General features: G+C 58.5%; 17 protein-coding genes and 3 tRNA genes. 4 read left to right on the top strand and 16 right to left on the bottom strand.

The annotated features are described in order from the left end of the window. Positions 1-4: 4 nt before the first annotated feature. Positions 5-1,132, bottom strand: a complete 1,128-nt coding sequence (locus tag Q0J75_RS08415; RefSeq protein WP_297199531.1) for a DUF362 domain-containing protein — start codon at positions 1,130-1,132, stop codon at positions 5-7. Between the two features lie 712 nt (positions 1,133-1,844). Between Q0J75_RS08415 and Q0J75_RS08420 the strand changes: the two genes are divergently transcribed. After that, positions 1,845-1,919 (top strand) — tRNA-Thr (locus Q0J75_RS08420). 50 nt (positions 1,920-1,969) lie between these two features. Here the strand turns inward: Q0J75_RS08420 and Q0J75_RS08425 are convergent. The 10 genes from Q0J75_RS08425 to Q0J75_RS08470 all read right to left on the bottom strand — a co-directional run bounded on the left by Q0J75_RS08425 (position 1,970) and on the right by Q0J75_RS08470 (position 12,817). Further along, entirely contained in the window at positions 1,970-2,317 is a 348-nt protein-coding gene (locus tag Q0J75_RS08425; RefSeq protein WP_297199534.1) for a hypothetical protein, read from the bottom strand. Between the two features lie 752 nt (positions 2,318-3,069). Beyond that, positions 3,070-4,191, bottom strand: a complete 1,122-nt coding sequence (gene ugpC, locus Q0J75_RS08430) for an ABC transporter ATP-binding protein (protein ID WP_297199537.1) — start codon at positions 4,189-4,191, stop codon at positions 3,070-3,072. Between the two features lie 192 nt (positions 4,192-4,383). Then, complete coding sequence (gene nagA, locus Q0J75_RS08435) at positions 4,384-5,505, bottom strand: N-acetylglucosamine-6-phosphate deacetylase (RefSeq protein WP_297199538.1); 1,122 nt, start codon at positions 5,503-5,505, stop codon at positions 4,384-4,386. Next, positions 5,496-6,248, bottom strand: a complete 753-nt coding sequence (gene nagB, locus Q0J75_RS08440) for a glucosamine-6-phosphate deaminase (protein WP_297199541.1) — start codon at positions 6,246-6,248, stop codon at positions 5,496-5,498. The genes nagA and nagB overlap by 10 nt, the downstream gene beginning before the upstream one ends. A 75-nt stretch (positions 6,249-6,323) precedes the next feature. Further along, positions 6,324-7,229, bottom strand: a complete 906-nt coding sequence (locus Q0J75_RS08445; protein ID WP_297199544.1) for a dihydrodipicolinate synthase family protein — start codon at positions 7,227-7,229, stop codon at positions 6,324-6,326. A 38-nt stretch (positions 7,230-7,267) separates the two neighbouring features. After that, entirely contained in the window at positions 7,268-8,113 is an 846-nt protein-coding gene (locus Q0J75_RS08450; RefSeq protein ID WP_297199547.1) for a carbohydrate ABC transporter permease, read from the bottom strand. 12 nt (positions 8,114-8,125) lie between these two features. Continuing rightward, on the bottom strand, positions 8,126-8,992 hold the full coding sequence (locus Q0J75_RS08455) for a carbohydrate ABC transporter permease (protein WP_363315729.1): 867 nt from the start codon (positions 8,990-8,992) through the stop codon (positions 8,126-8,128). Between the two features lie 192 nt (positions 8,993-9,184). Further along, the gene (locus tag Q0J75_RS08460) at positions 9,185-10,534 is read right to left on the bottom strand and encodes an ABC transporter substrate-binding protein (protein WP_297199554.1); all 1,350 of its coding nucleotides are present in this window, start codon (positions 10,532-10,534) and stop codon (positions 9,185-9,187) included. A gap of 203 nt (positions 10,535-10,737) precedes the next feature. Further along, complete coding sequence (locus Q0J75_RS08465; RefSeq protein ID WP_297199557.1) at positions 10,738-11,595, bottom strand: MurR/RpiR family transcriptional regulator; 858 nt, start codon at positions 11,593-11,595, stop codon at positions 10,738-10,740. 10 nt (positions 11,596-11,605) lie between these two features. After that, positions 11,606-12,817, bottom strand: coding sequence for an AGE family epimerase/isomerase (locus tag Q0J75_RS08470; RefSeq protein ID WP_297199561.1), 1,212 nt, complete (start codon positions 12,815-12,817; stop codon positions 11,606-11,608). 197 nt (positions 12,818-13,014) lie between these two features. Here Q0J75_RS08470 and Q0J75_RS08475 point away from each other — a divergent pair, with 197 nt between their 5' ends. Beyond that, positions 13,015-14,394 carry an ROK family protein gene (locus Q0J75_RS08475; RefSeq protein WP_297199564.1) on the top strand — a complete coding sequence of 460 codons (1,380 nt, stop codon included), beginning with the start codon at positions 13,015-13,017 and terminating at the stop codon, positions 14,392-14,394. Next, a complete protein-coding gene (locus tag Q0J75_RS08480) occupies positions 14,395-15,063 on the top strand; it encodes a GDSL-type esterase/lipase family protein (RefSeq protein ID WP_297199567.1) in 669 nt (222 codons plus the stop codon). A gap of 55 nt (positions 15,064-15,118) precedes the next feature. Here Q0J75_RS08480 and Q0J75_RS08485 read toward each other — a convergent pair whose 3' ends face one another. The 5 genes from Q0J75_RS08485 to Q0J75_RS08505 form a co-directional block, all read right to left on the bottom strand. Beyond that, complete coding sequence (locus Q0J75_RS08485) at positions 15,119-15,757, bottom strand: YesL family protein (protein ID WP_297199570.1); 639 nt, start codon at positions 15,755-15,757, stop codon at positions 15,119-15,121. Between the two features lie 78 nt (positions 15,758-15,835). Then, complete coding sequence (locus Q0J75_RS08490; RefSeq protein ID WP_297199574.1) at positions 15,836-16,969, bottom strand: DUF4317 domain-containing protein; 1,134 nt, start codon at positions 16,967-16,969, stop codon at positions 15,836-15,838. Positions 16,970-17,043: 74 nt separating this feature from the next. Next, positions 17,044-17,131, bottom strand: a tRNA-Leu gene (locus Q0J75_RS08495). A 3-nt stretch (positions 17,132-17,134) separates the two neighbouring features. Then, a tRNA-Leu gene (locus Q0J75_RS08500) sits at positions 17,135-17,220 on the bottom strand. 90 nt (positions 17,221-17,310) lie between these two features. Next, positions 17,311-17,844, bottom strand: a complete 534-nt coding sequence (locus tag Q0J75_RS08505; RefSeq protein WP_297199578.1) for a DUF4364 family protein — start codon at positions 17,842-17,844, stop codon at positions 17,311-17,313. 189 nt (positions 17,845-18,033) lie between these two features. Between Q0J75_RS08505 and Q0J75_RS08510 the strand changes: the two genes are divergently transcribed. After that, positions 18,034-19,113, top strand: a 1,080-nt coding sequence (locus tag Q0J75_RS08510) for a DUF3048 domain-containing protein (RefSeq protein WP_297199581.1), incomplete at its 3' end; no start/stop codon positions are given.

The raw sequence follows: 19,113 nt of genomic DNA on the forward strand, positions 1-19,113 counted from the left end.
GGGATTATTTTACCTCGATCAGCTCATAGGACCGGGTGCCCACGCCCATCTTCTCACAGTGAGCCAGGCACACCTTCCAGTCGGTTTCAGGCATACTGTTGATAAAGTGATCGTGGTGGTCACAGAAGCCGGGCGCATGCATCTGCTCATCCAGGGCGGAGCCCGGAATGGGCGTCTGGCGCAGGCAGGCGTCGGCACAGGCCTGATCCAGGGCCACCGGGTCAAAGGAGGCAAACATACCCACATCGGGCAGGATGGGCAGGTCGTTCTCCCCGTGGCAATCGCAGTAGGGGGACACGTCGATGACCAGATTGATGTGGAACTGGGGACGGCCGTCCACCACCGCCTTGGCGTATTCCGCCATCCGGCAGCTGAGCTCCTCCATGGCCGCATCATAGCCGGTGTGGATGGCGTCCACGTTGCACACAGCGATGCAGCGGCCGCAGCCCACGCACTTGCTCAGGTCAATGGAGGCCTTCCGGTCGACATCATAGGAAATGGCGTCGTGGGCGCACTGGGTGGCGCACTTGCGGCAGCCCACACACAGGCTCTGCTCCACCATGGGCTTGCCCTGGGCGTGCTGCTCCATCTTGCCCCGGCGGGAGCCGCAGCCCATGCCCAGGTTTTTAATGGCGCCACCGAAGCCGGTCTGCTCATGGCCCTTGAAGTGGGACAGGGAGATCACCACGTCGGCCTCCATGATAGCCTTGCCGATTTTGGCGGTGGTGATGTGCTCCGCCCCCTCTACCGGCACCTCCACGTCGTCGTTGCCCCGCAGACCGTCGCCGATGATGATCTGACAGCCGGTGGACAGCGGAGAGAAGCCGTTTTCATAAGCGGCGTCCAGATGCTCCAAGGCATTCTTCCGCCGGCCAGGATACAGGGTATTGCAGTCGGTGAGGAAGGGCACGCCGCCCAGGCTCTTCACCACGTCCGCCACCACTTTGGCATAGTTGGGCCGCAGGAAGGCCAGGTTGCCCGGCTCGCCAAAGTGCATCTTGATGGCGACCAGCTTCCGCTCAAAGTCAATCTCCCCGATGCCCGCCGTGCGGATCAGCTTCTCCAGCTTGTTCAGCAGATTCTTGCCGGGCTGGCAGCGCAGGTCGGAGTAATATACCTTTGCCTGTTCCATAGGTTCAACATTCCTCCTAAGTTTACACTGTAATGGGTTCAGACGCCGGCGCATCCTGCGCCCGGAACAAGCCCGCAAGCTCTTTCCGCGTCCTTTTGGCTCTGCCCCACTTGCTCCATGGGGCTGAGGCCACAATAAACATCTTCATTTTATACTGGTTTTTTCCTGTCTGCAAGTGCTTTTCCGGCCAAAGCCCTTTTTTCCACGCTTTTATGAAAGAGCAGATCAGTTTTCATGCACAGTTCTCCATTTTTCGCTTTATGTCACCAAAAACGATCCGGTTTTCTTTTTGACCTATCCGATATATCTTGTAGATATCTTGTTGAAAAAGCAGAAAATAGGCTCTTTTCTTCGGTGAAATCCTGGTGGAAAACTCTGTGGACAATGTGGATAACTTTTTGTAAAGTACAATTCTCTCTTTATTTTATGTTAACTTATATGATTTATGGTTCAGATATCTATGCTCTTAATCTGTCTTTTCTTTTTTATATCCATCACTTTTTCTCGCTTTTTATTTTCCAGTTTATTCTTGTTTTTATATTTTATCAAAATAGGCAAAGAAAATACGGACATTTTTGCATATTCTCCTGCATATTCCACGAACTATACCCACTGTATTTTTTCGTATACAAAGATGTGGTTGACGCCATTCTAAAAATATGCTATCATTGGTAATTGCAAGTGCAGTTATTTGAAAAGCGGCGTTTGTTTTGCTAGTGTGGCTCAGAGGTAGAGCAGCTCACTCGTAATGAGCAGGCCGTGGGTTCGATTCCCACCACTAGCTCCAAGCAAAAAGCTACATTTCAGTCTTAAAATGAGGCTGAAATGTAGCTTTTTTTATAACGCTCTGCGCAGCTTCAGAATGGTCAGGCTGATCTCTCCATCGGTAGCATCGGCCGACCCGCTGTAGGTCAGGAAAAAGGTAGTGGCCACAGGGGCCCGCAGGATCAAAAAGCCGGAGCCGCAGGCACTGCCTCCTCCGTCCGCGTTGACGGCAAAATAGATGGATGTCTCCAAGTGCGGCACACCATTATAGCTGGGCGTTACCTGCATATAGTTGGCCTGCCGAAAGATGGCCGATACTTTATAGGAAATGAGATAATAGCCGGGTGCCAGAGCAATCTGCTCCAACGCAGGCTGGGTGATGTTCCCCGTCGGATCGGTGACATCGGGAAATACCGCCAACTGTCTCCCCCGTACCAGCGGATACTGATAGTTAAAAAAGGAGGCAAACACATCGTCAGGTACAATTCCGGCCGCCCCTGTGGGTCCTGTGGGACCTGTGGGACCTTCCAACCCAGTGGGACCGGTGGGGCCTTGGACGCCTATAGGACCGGTGGGTCCTACAGAGCCTGCGGCTCCTGTCGGCCCTGTGGGACCAGGCTCTCCCGTTGGGCCAGTGGCCCCTGTTGGACCCGTTAGGCTGTCCCCGCCCGCCGGGCCGGTGGGGCCTGTTGGGCCAGTGGGCCCCGGCTCCCCCGTGGGTCCGGTTGCCCCTGTGGGTCCGGTCAGGCTGCTGCTCCCACCCGCTGGGCCGGTGGGGCCTGTTGGCCCGGTGGGACCAGGTATCCCCGATGGACCGGTGGCGCCTGTGGGACCGGTCATACCGGCTCCACCCGCCGGACCGGTGGGACCGGTCGTTCCGGGCGCTCCTGTGGGGCCGGTTGGGCCAGGGAGCCCCGTGGGGCCGGTGGGCCCCCGGCAGGTACAACAGGGAATGCAGCCCGTTGGAAATGGGTTGGAATCATAGTACCTGTACTGCTCACGCTCATTCCGCGCCAAAGCTGCCTCACGCCCTCTCCTATACACAATCCGGCGGTCCTGTACAGTTCCGCTCGCTTGTCACAGCCTATGCCGCTCCCTGTTCTTTTGTGCTCCCACGCAAAAAATACGCAAAGGACCCTGCCGTTGGCAGGGTCCTTTGCGCTATGTTACGATCAATACAGCAGGTTCTTCTCAGTCTTGGGATCAAACAGATGAATGAGGTCAGACCGGAAGGTAAAGTTGACGGCGGTACCGTAGGGGATACCGGCACGATGCTCCTCGGGCAGCTCAGTGGTGGGAATACGCAGCACCACGTCCTTGCCGGCGGCATTCACATGGAGGTAGACCTCGCTGCCCATCATCTCGGACACGTCCACCTTGCTGGACACGGTGTGAGGACCGGCCACAGGAGCAAAGGAGATGTGCTCAGGACGGATGCCTACCACCACGTCCATATCGCCGACGCTCTTCTCGGTCAGGAGCTTCTGAGCCTTATCAGACACCTCCATGACAGCGTCAGCCACGGCGATCTGATACTTGCCGTCCTTCTTCTGCAACTTGGCGTCGAAGAAGTTCATCTGGGGAGAGCCGATAAAGCCGGCCACAAACAGGTTGGCGGGACGGTCAAACACCTCCTGAGGCGTACCGATCTGCTGGATGAAGCCGTCCTTCATGATGACGATACGATCGCCCAGAGTCATAGCCTCGGTCTGATCGTGGGTCACGTAGATGAAGGTGGTGTTGATGCGCTGGCGCAGCTTGATGATCTCGGCGCGCATCTGGTTACGCAGCTTGGCGTCCAGGTTGGACAGAGGCTCATCCATCAGGAACACCTGGGGATCACGGACGATGGCGCGGCCGATGGCCACACGCTGACGCTGGCCGCCGGACAGAGCCTTGGGCTTACGCTCCAGGTACTGGGTGATGTCCAGAATAGCGGCGGCCTCGCGGACCTTCTTGTCGATCTCATCCTTGGGCACCTTGCGCAGCTTCAGGGCAAAGGCCATGTTCTCATAGACCGTCATGTGGGGATAGAGCGCGTAGCTCTGGAACACCATGGCGATATCACGGTCCTTGGGCTCCACATCATTCACACGCTTGCCGCCGATGATCAGATCACCCTCGGAAATGTCCTCCAGACCGGCCACCATCCGCAGCGTGGTGGACTTGCCGCAACCGGAAGGACCGACCAGCACGATGAACTCCTTGTCCGCGATCTCCAGGTTGAAGTCGTGAACAGCGGTCACCTTGTTGTCGTAGATCTTCTTGATACCTTTCAGAACCACAGTTGCCATATACGTGGACCGTAAGGGCAATACCTCCGCAAATACCCTCTTGCCCCGGGAGAGCGAAACTCCCGGGACGTTACGACAGGTCTCCACACTGCCGCACCGCCGGCCCGGCGGATTTTCCTCCTTTTTTGCGACTCTTCCGGCCTATAGGGATGGAGTAGGACCGGAAGGCCAGTATTTGGGGATGCGCTCTATTCAGCCGCGGACCTGTTCGCCGCGGAAGAATACATCTTTCAGTTCCAGATTCTGGTCCAGAACCACCACATTGGCCCGCTTGCCGGGCTCCAGGCTGCCTACCCGGCTGAAAATGCCGATGGCCTTGGCCGGATTGACGGCGGCGGCCCGCACCGCGTCCGCCAGCGGGATGCCGAAGGACACGGCGTTTTTCATGCAGCTCATCAGATCGGTGACGGAGCCGGCCAGGGTGCCGTCCTCCAGGGTGGCATACTTGCCCTTCACCTTCACCGCTTGGCCGCCCAGGGTGTAATTACCGTCGGGCATACCGGCGGCCCGCATGGTATCGGAAATCAGGATCACCCGCTTGGCGCCGAACATCTTGAACACCGCCCGGATCACCGCGGGATGGATGTGAACGCCGTCACAGATCAGCTCCACATTGCACAGGGGCGTATCCAGCGCCGCGCCCACCACACCGGGGGCCCGGTGGGTAAAGGCAGGCATGGCGTTAAACAGATGGGTCACCTGCCGGGCGCCCAGCCGGAACGCCTCTATGGCAGTATCATAGTCGGCGGTGGTATGGGCCAGAGAAACGGTGACCTCGCTCTCAACCGCCTCGATAAACTCCATGGCGCCAGGCTCCTCAGGAGCCAGGGACACCAGCTTCACCAGACCGTGAGAGGCGGCGATCAGGCGGCGGAGCATATCCACGTCAGGGGCGTGGAGCCAGTCGCCGTTCTGAGCGCCCTTTTTGGCCATGGAGAGGAAGGGACCTTCCAGGTTGATGCCGCACAGGGCAGCGCCAGGCTTGTCGGCCTCCTTGTGGAGGGCAGCCACCTGACACACCTTGGTCAGCTGGTCCTCCAGTAGGGTCATACCGGCGGGGCAGATCTGAGTTACGCCCCGGGACAGCTCGTACTGGGCCATGATCTCCAGCCCTTCCGGGTCGGCGTCGGAAAAGTCATGGCCCTTGCAGCCATGGAAGTGGACGTCGGTCAGGCCGGGAATCACATAACAGCCGCTGGCGTCGTAAGTCTTGCCATCGGAACTGGAGTTGGACAGCAGGCGGCCGTCAAAGCACACATCCCGCTGGACAAAGCCCTCTTGCAGGTCAAATACCTGAGCACCGGTTATCCGCATACCTGCACACCTGCTTCCACCAGTTTATGAAGGGCGGCCTTGTCGCCCACCAGAGTCACGTCGGGATGGAGCTGCAGCACAGAGGCGGGAACATCCTTGGTGACGGGGCCGGTAAAGGCCTTCTTCACGATCTCCGCCTTCTCCTCGCCGCTGACGATGATGAGAATACGGCGGGCGTTCATGATGTTCTTGATGCCCATGCTCAGGGCGTGGCGGGGCACCTCATCCCGGCTCTCAAAGAAACGCTTGTTGGCCTCGATGGTGCTCTCAGTCAGATCCACCAGGTGGGTCTCCAGACCAAAGTCATCCCCGGGCTCGTTGAAGGCGATGTGGCCGTTGTGGCCCATGCCCAGCAGCTGCAGGTCAATGCCGCCCAGATCCTGGATCAGCTTGTTGTAAGCGGCGCACTCAGCCTCAGGATTCTTGGCCAGGCCGTTGAGCACATGGGTGTTCTCGGGCTTAATATCGATGTGATCGAACAGATTGTCCTGCATGAAGTAGCGGTAGCTCTGCTCGTGGTGGGGAGACAGGCCCAGATACTCGTCCAGGTTGACGGAGCGAGTTTCAGCAAAGGACAGATCGCCCTTCTTGTACCACTCCACCAGCTGCTTGTAAGTACCCACAGGGGTGCCGCCGGTGGCGAGACCCAGCACACAGTCGGGCTTGTAAATGACCTGGGCGGAGATGATGTTGGCCGCCCGGCGGCTCATAGCCTGGTAATCTTCGGACTGATAAATACGCATAGTTATGATACTCCTAGCCTTTCATTGTAAACTGGGGCGGACGGGCTGCCGCCCGCCCCTGATGTCCCACAAAAATCAGCAGTACTTGGCGATAGCGGCGGTGATCATGGCATGGGCCTCGTCCACCACGGCGGCGTCGCTGTCGATCAGACCGGGCATGGGCTTACGGACGGAGCCGCAGTTCACGCCGTTCTTGGCCAGGATGGCCTTCATCACAGCATACAGGTTGCCGTGGGCGGAGCACATCTTGTAGATGATGCGGTCCACATCATTCTGGATCTGGCGGGCAGGCTCCATCTCGCCCTTCTGGAAGTGCTCATAGATCTTCAGGAAGAGCTCGGGCATGACGGCGTAGGTACCGCCGATTCCGGCGCAGGCGCCCATGGCCAGACCGGAGATGTACTGCTCGTCGGGACCGTTGAACACGATGACCCCGGCGTCCTTCCACATCTGGATATCCTGAACAGGCATGGAGGAGTTCTTCACGCCGATGACCTTGGGATTCTTCTGCATCTCAGCCAGCAGAGAGGGGGTGAGGGCCACGCCGGCCAGCTGGGGGATGTTGTAGATGACAAAGTCGGTGTTGGGGGCGGCGGAAGAGATATCGTTCCAATACTGGGCAATACCGTACTCAGGCAGGTGGAAGTAGATGGGAGGAATGGCGGCAATGGCGTCCACGCCCAGGCTCTCGGCATGGGCGGCCAGCTCCATGCTGTCGGCGGTGTTGTTGCAGGCCACGTGGGCAATGATGACCACCTTGCCCTTGGCCTCGGCCATGACGTTCTCCAGCACCAGCTTGCGCTCGGCCACGCTCTGGTAGATGCACTCACCGGAGGAGCCGCCCACATACAGGCCGTTGACGCCCTTACCGATGAGGTAGCGGGTCAGGGCGCGGACTTCGTCGGGGGAAATGTTGCCGGCCTCGTCATAGCAGGCGTAAAAGGCCGGAATCACGCCCTGGTATTTCTTCAGATCGCTCATTTTACAATTCCTTCTCTCAAAACAATTATGGTCCTATATTAACCCTTTACAGCACCCATGGCAATACCCTGGGTAAAATACTTTTGGAAGGCGATAAACACAGCCACGATGGGAATGGCTGCCAGAGAGGCCCCGGCCATGATCAGGCCGAAGTCAGAGGACATCTCGCCCTGCATGGTGGCGATACCAAGAGAGATGGTGAAGTTCTTCTCACTGGTCAGCATAATCAGCTGCAGGAAGTAGTCGTTCCAGGAGTTTACGAAGGTAAAGATGGCCAGCGCGCCGACGCCGGGCTTAATCATGGGGAACACCACGCTGAAGAAGGTCCGGATCTCACCGGAACCATCCACGCGGGCGGCCTCCAGGATTTCATTGGGGATGTTCTCGGAGAACTGCTTCATCAGGAACACGCCGAAGGGCCAGCCTACGGTTGGCAGGATGACGGCCCACAGGCTGTCGGCCAGGTGCAGGGTGTTCATCTCCTGCAGCAGGGGGATAACGATAACCTGCTTGGGCAGGGCCATGGCGCAGATGATGATGGTGAACAGCAGGCCGCGGCCGTAGAAGCGCTTCTTGGCTAGCGCATAACCGGCCAGAGCAGCGGTCAGGCAGGTGAGCACCAGCGCGCCCACGGCCATAATGACGGTATTCACCAGCCAGCGGCCGGCGGGACGGGTAAAGAGCTTGACGTAGTTTTCCAGGGTGGGGCTGGTGGGGAACCACACAGGCTCTCTGGAGTTGATGGCGACAGCGTCCTTGAAGGAACCGGTCACGATCCAGTACAGCGGGAAGATGAAGAAAATAGCCAAAAGGATCAGAATGATGATGGAGACAATCTTGTATGCACTGGAGGTTCCGGACAGTTTACTTTTTGCTTGATTCATCTTCTCACCTCCTTAACCGTTGTCGGTCTTCGCGAACTTGAACTGAATGGCAGAGAAGATCGCGATGATGATGGCCAGGATCACGCCCATAGCGTTGGCGTAACCGAAGTCGTTGTAGCGATACACCATGTCAAAGATGTAGTACATGATGGTGTTGGTGGAGCCGTTGGGGCCGCCGGAAGTCAGCAGCTGGATCAGTGCGAAGCACTGGAAGGAGTTGATGGTGGTGATAACCAGGATGTACAGGGTGGTGGGCATGATCTGGGGCCACTTGATCTTCCAGAATACCTGCAGCTTGGTGGCGCCGTCCACCTGAGCGGCCTCCACCAAAGACTGGTCCACGTTGCCCAGGGCAGCCACATACAGCACGATGGGCTGGCCGATGGAGGTGGTAAACAGGATCATGATGATACACCAGATGGCGGTCTTCTCATCACCCAGCCAGTTCTGGTTGGTACCCAGCACCTGATTGAGCACGCCGTAGTAGACGTTGAAGATCCACTTCCACACCACGGTGACCGCCACGGTACCGGTGACCACAGGCAGGTAGAAGATGCAGCGGAAGAAAGAGCGGGTAAAGGGCTTCATCTGATAGATGGCGGAGCCCACCCACAGGGAAAAGGCGGTAACGGTGGGCACTGCCACCACTACGATCAACACGGTATTCCAGAAGCCCTGGATGAACGTGGGGTCCTGGAACATACGGACATAGTTGCTCAGACCTGCGAAGGTACCCGATTCACCCAGCCCCATGTCCATAAAGCTGTACACCAGGCACATGATCATCGGAAGCACAACGAATCCGATGAAGAAGATCAGGCTGGGCAGCAGGAACAGGTAGGCCGAAATGGTCTCTCTGCGAACCAAGGCCTTGCTCATGCCGGAAAACTGGGAACGCTTTTCCTTCTTGGGTTTCTTGCTGGCCGTTGCCACGGCATTTTGCGCCATGAGTTTCTCCCCTCTTTTCAATGGATTTGCGCGGTATGACACTTTCCTATAAAATGCGACTGTGCCCGCCCCCTCGCAGGGAGCGGGCACAGAAAGTGCATACTGCTATGGAACTTGTGCCGCTTACTTGATGTTGGCGTTGCTGGCGGAGACGTACTCGTCAACAGCGGTCTTCACATCGGTGCCGCCGAAGATCTTCTGGAGCATATTCCACCAGTTGGTGCGCTGCTCGGTCCAGCCGGGGGTCAGGTTGTAGAACCGGCCGGTGTAGGTGGACATCAGAGCGAAGGGAGCCTTGGTCTCCTCCTCGTCGGTGCCGGCGTACACGTCGCCGAAGTTCTCATGGACGGGGAAGAAGCCGGTCTGCTTGATGCACTCAGTGGCCTGAGTCTGATCGTTGCAGACGAAGCGGATGAACTCCTTGGCAGCGTCGATCTTGGCCTGATCGCCATTATCGAAGATGCCCAGGCCGTAGATGCCCATCTCCAGCTCAGGCACGCCGTCGTCAGAGGGGAAAGCCATGACGTAGGGGGTAAACTGGGTCTGCTCGGCATAGCTGACATAGTTGGAGTAGTTCCAGCAGAAGGTCATGGCACAGGTCTGGTTGGCAAAGGCCTGCAGCTCGTCGGAAGCCACGAAAGCGGTGTTGCCGTCCAGCTTGCCCTCGCTGACCAGAGTCTGGAGCAGCTCCAGAGCCTTCACGTTCTGCTCGGAGTCGGCGGTGTAGGCGGTGCCGTCCTCATTGGTGAAGTAGCCGGAGTACAGGTTGTTGACAAGAGCACGGGTGCCCTGGTCACCGCCCTGGCCGCCGCAGTACACGATGCCGGGGGTGATGACATTGACGGTGCCGTTGTCAATGGCGGTCTTGACGGCCTCCAGAGCCTTCACGAAGTTGTCGGTGGTCCAGGTGCGGGTCTCCTCGTCGATGTACTGCAGAGCGCCGGCAGCCTCAAAGACCTCGTAGTTGATGGCCATGGAGTGAGCGGTCACGCTCAGGGGATACATGTAGTACTTGCCGTCCAGCTGGGAGGCGTTCTTCACGCCGTCGGCGATGTCGGAAGCGGCATCCTCAGCCCACAGGTCGGACAGGTCAACCATGACGCCGCTGCGGCCCCAGTTGCCCACCAGACGCTCGGGGCCCTCGAAGATCAGGTCGGGGGTGGTGCCGCCCTGGATGGCGGAGGTCACCTTGGTGTCGCCGTTCTGATAGTCGATGGTCTCATAGGTGATGGAGATCTCGGGATGCACCTTGTTGAAGGCCTCAATGGTGGCATCCAGGTTGTCGGCAAAGGTGCCGACGGGATAGGTCCACAGGGTCAGCTCTACGGTGTCACCGCTGGCGCCGCCGCTGGGGGTGCTGTTGTTGCCGCCGGTGGGGGACTGGGTGGTGTCACCACCGCCGCCGCAGGCAGCCAGGCCCAGGGACATAGAGGCAGCCAACATGAGCGCAAGAACACGTTTCGTTTTCTTCATCGTTCATCCTCCTCAATTTTCGATAATTTTCGTGATTACACACCGGTAATCCGTTGTGTAGATTGTACAGTTCAACACAAGATTTGTCAATAGCAAATCTCATATTTTTTTCTTTTTTTCAATTCCTTGCAAATTATTTTCAGGCAGGATAGCGCGCAGGCAGCCCCATCTCGAAAAAGACCTACAGGTCTTTTTCGACCAGCTTAGATGTGTTTATCCGACAGCACCTCCGCCACCAGCTCCTGTCTGGCCCGGCATCCTTCCCGGTCCCGGCGGCATACCTCGTGGAAAAGCACGTCCATCAGATAGAGCTGAGCGATGCGGGCCGCCACCGACCCACCCTGGAGGGGCCCCTCCCGGGAGCCGCACTGGAGCACGATGTCGGCATAAGCGGCTCCAGGGGATTTGGGGAAGCGGGTGACCAGAATGATTCTGGCCTTCCGCTCACGGATGATCCGGAGATTCTTAATCAGCTCCTTGGTGGAACCGGAATAGGAGAAATAAATCACCAGATCACCGGGCGTCAGCTGGGAGGCGGCGATGGCCTGGAGGTGAGAATCCATCACCGCCGTAAAATTAAGCTGAATGGTGCTGAACAGATGGGCACATTCCTGGGAGAGGATCATGGATCCCCCCTGTCCCATACAGAGCACCCGGTTGGCGGAGATGATCATATCCGCCGCCCGGCGGACCGCCTCAGGCTGGATCAGCTCCAGGGTCTGGGCCAGCGCCTCGGTATTGCTGCGGTAAACTGCACGGCACATGCCCTCTATGCTGTCCGCCTCTTCCGCCTCTCCCCCATCGGCGGCGCTGTGGTCGGGCCGCCCGGCGGTGGCGTTGGCAATGGCCAGCTTGAAGGCGCTGTAGCCCTTATAGCCCAGCCGCTTACAGAAGCGGGAGATGGTGGCCTCCGCCACCCCCGCCTCCTCCGCCAGCTCGGAGATGGACATAAACTGGGTCTTCTGCTGGTGGATGACCGCATAATCAGCCACCTTTTTCTCTGCGCTGGTCAGCTGGTAATACTCATGGTTGATCTGCTCAAATACATTACCCAGGGGCATTGTGGCCCTCTCAATTCCGCTCCAGGATCTGGCCGATCATCTGATCGCACATGATGAGCATACGGGGCAGGTGGAAGGGACCTTTGAAGGTAGAGCCCTTGCAGGGAGGCTCGGTGGGCTTGCCGTCCCGGCGGAGGTAGCCGTACCAATCGCCGAACTCCGGATCAGAGAAGTATTTCTTGCAGTAGTCCAGGGTCTTTTCAAACCAATCCAGATACTTCTCATCACCGGTATCCCGATAGATCATCATGGAGGCGATGAGGATCTCGTCGTGAGGCCACCACAGCTTCATGTCGTGCTCATAGGCCTCAGGGGGACGGCCCAGGCAGTCGATAAAGTAGAGCAAGCCGCCGTACTCCTTGTCCCAGCCGGCATTGATGGCCTGGTCGAAAATCTTGACAGCGGTGGCGTGCTGCTCCTTGTCGTCCCGCAGGTTGGCGTCCTCCATCAGGAACCAGGAGCACTCGATGTCGTGGCCGGGATTGACCACGCGGCCCTCGGTGACGTCGCCCCGGAACTCGCCGTTGGGGCCCACGCTCTCCAACGTGCAGCCCAGCTCAGGCTTGTAGTGATAGCGGAAGATCTCGTCCACGCACTGGGCGGCCCGCTGGTCATACAGGGCCTTCTGCTCCGGGTCCACCCGGCGGAGCACGGAGGTGATGTTCAGATAGATCATGGGATTGGCCAGAGCGCGGCCGGAGCGGGTCTCAGGAATGGTCTTGGGGCCCAGGCCGGTGGGGTCTTTAATCAGGCCCTGGTTCAGGTTCCAGATCAGCTCATAGGCGGCGCGGGCCCGCTCCAGGCACTCCTTCTCCCCGGTAACGCCGTAGTACTCGGCGTTGGCAATGGCGTAGAAGCCCTCGGAGAAGCAGTAGCGGCGCTGACGCAGAGGCTTGCCGTCGCCGGTGACGGTAAAGTACATCCGGTTACCTGCCTCCCGGTTGATACAGCAGCGCTCCATGAAGTCCAGACAGCTCTTGCTGGCGGCCAGCCACTCCTCCTTCACCCCATAGGTGTGGCACAGGTAGGCAAACATCCAGGCGCAGCGGCCCTGCATCCATACGCTCTTGTCGGTGGAGAAGATCTTACCCTCTCGGTCCAGGCAGGTGTAGACGCCCCCGTTCACCGGATCCATGCCATTTTTCAGCCAGAAGCTCACACTTCGCTCCAGCTCTTCCTTGATCCACTTCCGATGGTCCTGCAGACGTGCAGTGATATCCATAGTAACAATTCCCACCTTTCCATTGTTGGGAGAGTTCCCCCATTGATTCCAATCATACCCGCCGGTACATCTTCCGTCAAGCCCCGGAAAGAAAATAATTTTCAGAATCCCGAAAATATGCTTGACAGATTTAAAAAAACTGATAGCCTATACGTGTAACAATTTTGTTTGTTCCGACATATGAAGGAGGACGTCTCATGAAACATCTCGGAATTGAAGTTCCCGTCAAAAACGTACCGGAGCTGGACCCCGGTTTCCTTCCCTTGGGCAAATTCTGCACTTCCTTCCTGAAGGATGCCAAGAAGCCCCTGGATGTGGCTGTGGAGCGCTCCGGCGGCGAGGTCGCCGTGTATAAGACCTTTATCCACGGCACGCCCGACATGGCCGAGGCCGACCGGTACTATGTGGACCGGCTCATCAAGACCATGCTGTGGTATATGGGCGGCTTCAAGGTATACATCAGCGGCGACAAGGACATTTTTGAGGCTATGAAGGCCACCTACTGCGTGGGCGGCGCCCGGTCCTTTGACGCCGACTTCATGTCCAATGTCTATGAGAAGCCCTTTGAGGTGGTATACTGCGACCAGGTTCCCGCCGAAAAGAGCAATCCCCAGGCCGTGGGCCGCCACCTGGGCGGCTGCCGCATCGGCTTTGACGCCGGCGGCTCCGACCGGAAGGTGTCCGCTGTCATCGACGGCGAGCCCGTTTTCTCCGAAGAGGTGGTGTGGTATCCCAAGGTCACCGCCGACCCCGACTATCACTATGACGGCATTGTGGCCGCCCTCAAGTCCGCCGCCGAGCACATGCCCCGGGTGGACGCGGTGGGCGTTTCCTCCGCCGGCATCTATATTGAGAACCGCACCATGGTGGCCTCCCTGTTCCTGAAGGTACCCAAGGAAGACTTTGACGCCAAGGTGAAGGATATCTATATCCGGGCCATCAAGGACACCTTTGGCGACATTCCCTATGTGGTGGCCAACGACGGCGACGTGTCCGCCCTGGCTGGTGCCATGAGCCTGGAGGAAAACAACATCATGGGCATCGCCATGGGCACCAGCGAGGCCGTGGGCTTTGTGGACGAGAACGGCAACATCACCGGCTGGCTCAACGAGCTGGCCTTCGCTCCCGTGGACGTCAACCCCAACGCCATGGAGGATGAGTGGTCCGGCGACATCGGCTGCGGCGTGAAGTACTTCTCCCAGGACGGCGTGATCAAGCTGGCCCCCGCCGGCGGCATTGAGCTGGACCCCGCTCTCTCCCCCGCCGAGAAGCTGAAGGTGGTGCAGAAGGCCATGGAGGAGGGCAACCCCGGCGCTGCCGCCGTCTACCGCTCCATTGGTGTGTATCTGGCCCACACTCTGGCTCTGTATCATCACTTCTACGGCTTCAAGCATGTGCTGCTGCTGGGCCGTGTCATGTCCGGCAAGGGCGGCGACCTGCTGCTGGAGACCTGCAAGAAGGTGCTGGCCGACGAGTATCCCGAGGTGGCCGACAAAATCAACCCCACTATGCCCGACGAGAAGGCCCGCCGCGTGGGCCAGTCCGTGGCCGCCGCCTCTCTGCCTGAGATCAAGTAAGTGCGCCGTCACATTCTCTGTCTGGGCGACTCCAACACCCACGGCTACTGTCCCGATCCCCGAGACTGCGCCGACGGTCCCCTGCTCCGCTTCAACGAGGCGGAGCGGTGGACCTGTCTGCTCCAAAAGGCGCTGGGGGACCGCTATCTGGTTCTGGAAGAGGGCCTGTCCGGCCGCACCACCGTCTTTGACGACCCGGTGGAGGAGGGGCTGGCCGCTCTGCCCTATCTCCACACCTGCCTGAAAAGTCACCGGCCTTTGGATCTGCTGGTGGTCATACTGGGCACCAACGACGCCAAGGAGCGTTTTTCCGCCAACGCCTATGTCATCGGCCGCGGCATGGAGCGGCTGGTAAGGGCCGCCCAGGGGATGGACTGTTGGGGAAGCGGCAGTCCCAACATCCTGATCGTCGCCCCCAAGTCCATTGAGGAGGGGGTCTACACCTCTCCGGTAGCCCAGGAAATGGGGCCGGGCTGCGTAGAAAAGACCCGGCAGCTGGCGGCGGAATATAAGGCCGTGGCCGGGCGCACCGGCTGCGCCTTTCTGGACGCCAACACCCTGGGGCTGACCTGCAACACCGTGGACTTCATGCACCTGACCCGGGAGAGCCACGCCAAACTGGCGGCCGCCCTGGCGGAGCGCATCCCCGCATTGCTTCCGATCGTATAAAGAAACGGCTGAACAAGCAACGGTTTTGTTGCTCGTTCAGCCGTTTTCCTTTCTGTTAAACTTCCGTCTCTTCCTCTTGGGGTGGTCTCTGGGCGTCCATATAGGGTTTAAAAATCCGTTCCAGCAGATAGGAATGCATCCAGGCCACCACGGTAGGCATCACAAACAGAAAGACCAGAATGTTGGAGCATACCACCAGGGCGGCAAAGAGGATGAGGGCCATCAGCACAGTGGTAGGCAGGTGGGCAATCGCCAGCTTCGCACTGGTCATCAGCAGCCCGTTGACCTGGAAGGTAAACCGGGAGAGCACCGGAAAGACATAGCAGGCCGCCCCCACCGGCAGCAGCAGAAATACCCGATAGGCAAAATAGAGGACGTATCCCGTGCTGTCTACCAGGGCGGCCTGATAGAGCAGTTCGTGGAGAATGAGCAGCACCCCGAACAGAGGCACCACCACCAGGCTGGTCAAAGTCCCCACCTTGAAGTTGCTTTTGAAGGTGGTGAAGAACATTCCCCAGCTGTTGCGCCCGTTTCCACGGATGCAGTGGACCACCGTATGGTACAAAGCGGCGGTAGCCGGTCCCACCGTCACCAAAGGAAGAGAACACACCAACCAGAATACACTCAGTATAATCAAGTCTGCTAATTTCTCTGTGTAGCGAAAAATGCCGTTGTCTGGATTAAAAATACGCATAGACGCAGGCCCCCCCTGAAACGGTTGATGGGTTGATTGTACTCTATTTTGCCGCCAGACGCAATTCCCTCCGGGCGGTTACTCCTCAATGCGGATGGGCACTCCGTTGACTTCCACGTCGCCCTCCGCCGGGATCAGGATGTACTTTTTCCCGTCGATGACCCGGGTCTCCACCAGGGCGCTGTAAGCGGGAGAGATTTTAATAATCACATCCGGGGTGGACACCTGGAACTGCTTGGCGTCCATCAGATTCTGGGGAATGAGGCTGGTCTGCGCCCCGAAGCTGTCGTCAAAACGGGTGTCAAAGGCAGCCACATGGCTCTCCGACACGCCGCAGGATTGGAGCATACTTTTTACCGCACCCTTGGACACGGTAAGCGGTTCTTCCACCTTGTTTTCCTTGTGCTCTTCCACCAGCTCCCGCAGCTGGTCGTGGACCGCCTGCATCACCTCATAGCTGCACTCCTCCTCCAAAGACTCCCCCAGAATGGTCTGAAAGGTCTCCATCTGGAGCTGGGCAGGCATGGGGAGCTGGGCGTCAAACACCGCCTGAGCAAAGTCCTGGTGGTTGTCCCTGGCGTTCTTGGTATAGTAAAGGGTATCGTACAGGTTGGTGGAGCGGTTGTCAAAGGCGGGAAACAGGAAGCCCAGCTCCGGCGGCGCCACCAGCCAGTCAGCCTGCCGGTTGTAAAAGCGATTTTCACTGACGTAAAAGCTGAGGGCTGGCTTGGTCAGCTTCACCGGACAGATGCTGCACAGGATGTAGGAATACACTTCGTCGGAGGCATCCTTCTGGTCCTCGCCGTCCTTGGCCCGATAGGGCACATCGTACCGGTCGTAGGCCAGCAGGATCAGATAGTTCCCCTCCAGATCCAGGCTGCCGATGGCCTTTTGGAAGAAGGCCTGAACGGCCTCCTCGTTATGGAGGGCGGAGTCCCGCAGGGCCATGAGCAGCTTGTGCTCCTCTCCCTCCGCCACCTGACTGGTGGCAAAGTTGATATCCACCAGATTGCGGCCGATGCCGCCGGAGAGGGTCCGCCGCAGGACGGAAAGCAGCTTTTCACTCTCCTCCTGGCTCATCAGCGCCAGGGACTGGTCAAACTGGGAGACGATCTCCCCCTTTTCATTGACATAGCACCCCCGCACATGGGTGATTGCACTTTTGTCCGCCTTAAACCGGCGGCGCAGCTCGCCGACTTCCTTTTGGTTCATGGTCCTGTTCCTCCATTCCAGGGCAAAGGATCGAATTGAAAAAAATGACCACACCGAAAGGTGTGGTCATTTTTTGGTGCGCGAGGCGGGACTTGAACCCGCACGTGCGTAATGCACACTAGAACCTGAATCTAGCGAGTCTGCCAATTCCACCACTCGCGCATATGGTGCGGATGACGGGACTCGAACCCGTACGGCCGTGGGCCACTAGCACCTCAAGCTAGCCAGTCTACCAGTTCCAGCACATCCGCGAAAACAGCCCCGTCAAAAGACTGCTTGATTATTATAGCGGCCTGTCCGCCGTTTGTCAACTATTATTTTCCCTTTCCCGGGAAATTTATTTACCGGTTCTTCTCCCACTCCAACAGAGCGGTAATGACATCGTTGTACACCCGCTCGGGCTCCTCCTGAAAGCCCTCGGCCAGCCGCTGGGCCTGCTCCCGGGTGCCGCAGAACAATTTCAGTGTAAACAGGTTGCCCTTGTCGTCGTCCAGCTCCATTTTTACGATGCTGCCGCCTTCATCCCGGTCCTCCACGCTGGATCGCACCTGGGCGTTGCGCCGGAGAATCCCGTTGAGCTTGACCAGGTTCGCCCCGCATTTCTGCTTCACGGTGTAGGGCAGGCTGCTCTCACAGGCCGCGCCGTCGGCCCGGCCCTTGTCGGTGATGGAATATAACTGGTTCTCCAGCGTCAGATGGCCGGTCTCCACCAGTTCGGACACCGCCTCGGCAAACTCGAAGTAATCCACGCCATCGTCACACATAGTCAGGTCGGTCAGCGCATGAAAGTCAATGGGAGACGCCACCCGGGCCATAATGTAGAGGATCAGAAACTTGATATCCAATTTGTCGTGGATAAAACCGTGGCGTGCCATGGAACTCTCCTTTCCGAAGCGTTTGCCGCTTACTTCCCATTATACCCAAGCCGCCCCAAAATCACAAGCGCAATTTCCCCGGGCCGCTTTGCTTGACGGGAGCCCATCGGGCAGAGTATGATAAAACCAACATCACAGCGGAGCGCCCGGTCCGGTCCACGGGCACCCGGAAAACAGGAGGATACCGTTATGGGAAAAAAACTGCTGCCCCTGCTGCTCGCCCTTCCGCTGCTGCTCTCCGCCTGCGGCGGTTCGCCGGGACCGGAGGTCTCGCCCACCCCGTCCGCGCTTCCCACCGCCACGCCTTCTCCGACGGTGGAGCCCACCCCCACCCCCTATAACGGCCCGGTGAACCCACTCACCGGTCTGCCCATCGACGAGGAATGGGTCAACCGCCGCCCGGTGGCCATCATGCTCAACAATCTGAAGCAGGCCCTGCCACAGCTGGGGCAGTCTCAGGCCGATATCATCTATGAGATCCCCGCCGAGGGTGGCATCACCCGAATGGTGGGGGTGTACCAGTCGGTGGAGGATGTGGGTACCATCGGCTCCATCCGCTCCGCCCGTCCCTACTATCTGGAGGTAGCCCTGGGCCATGACGCCATCTTCCTCCATGCCGGCGGCAGTGAGGACGCCTACGCCAAAATCCGCCAGTGGGGGGTCACAGCCCTGGACGCGGTACGGGGTCCCTACTTGGGCAAAACAGAAAACAGCAACCTGATGTGGCGGGACCCGGTGCGCCGGAAAACCTACAGCCTGGAGCACACGGTGGTCACCACCGGACAGTCCATTCTGGAACGTCTGCCCACCTATAACATCCGCCTGGACCATAAGGAGGGCTACACCTACGACATGGACTTTGCCGACGACGGCACCCCTGCCGGCGGCACGGCGGCCAGCCAGATCACTGTCCCTGTGTCCACCTATAAGACCGGCCGCTTTGTCTATCACGAGGCCACCGGTCAATACGGCGTGGAGGAGTACGGCGCGCCCTACATAGACGGCAACACCGAGGAGCAGGTGGAAGTAACCAATGTGGTCATCTTGAAAACGGCCTGCCGCAACACTGGCGACGCACTGGGCCACATCACGGTGGACCTGTCCAGCGGCGGCAAAGGCTACTTTGCCTGCGGGGGCAAGGTCATCGACCTGACCTGGTCCAAGCAGGCCCCCAGCGGTCAGTTTTATTACAGGGACCTGTTGACAAAGGTAACGTATGGGCTGAGAAATCATATTCTCAGCCCATATTTCATCCATAAATACCGCAGA

Origin of the sequence: uncultured Flavonifractor sp., from assembly GCF_944385615.1 — a bacterium.
Taxonomy (GTDB): domain Bacteria; phylum Bacillota; class Clostridia; order Oscillospirales; family Oscillospiraceae; genus Flavonifractor.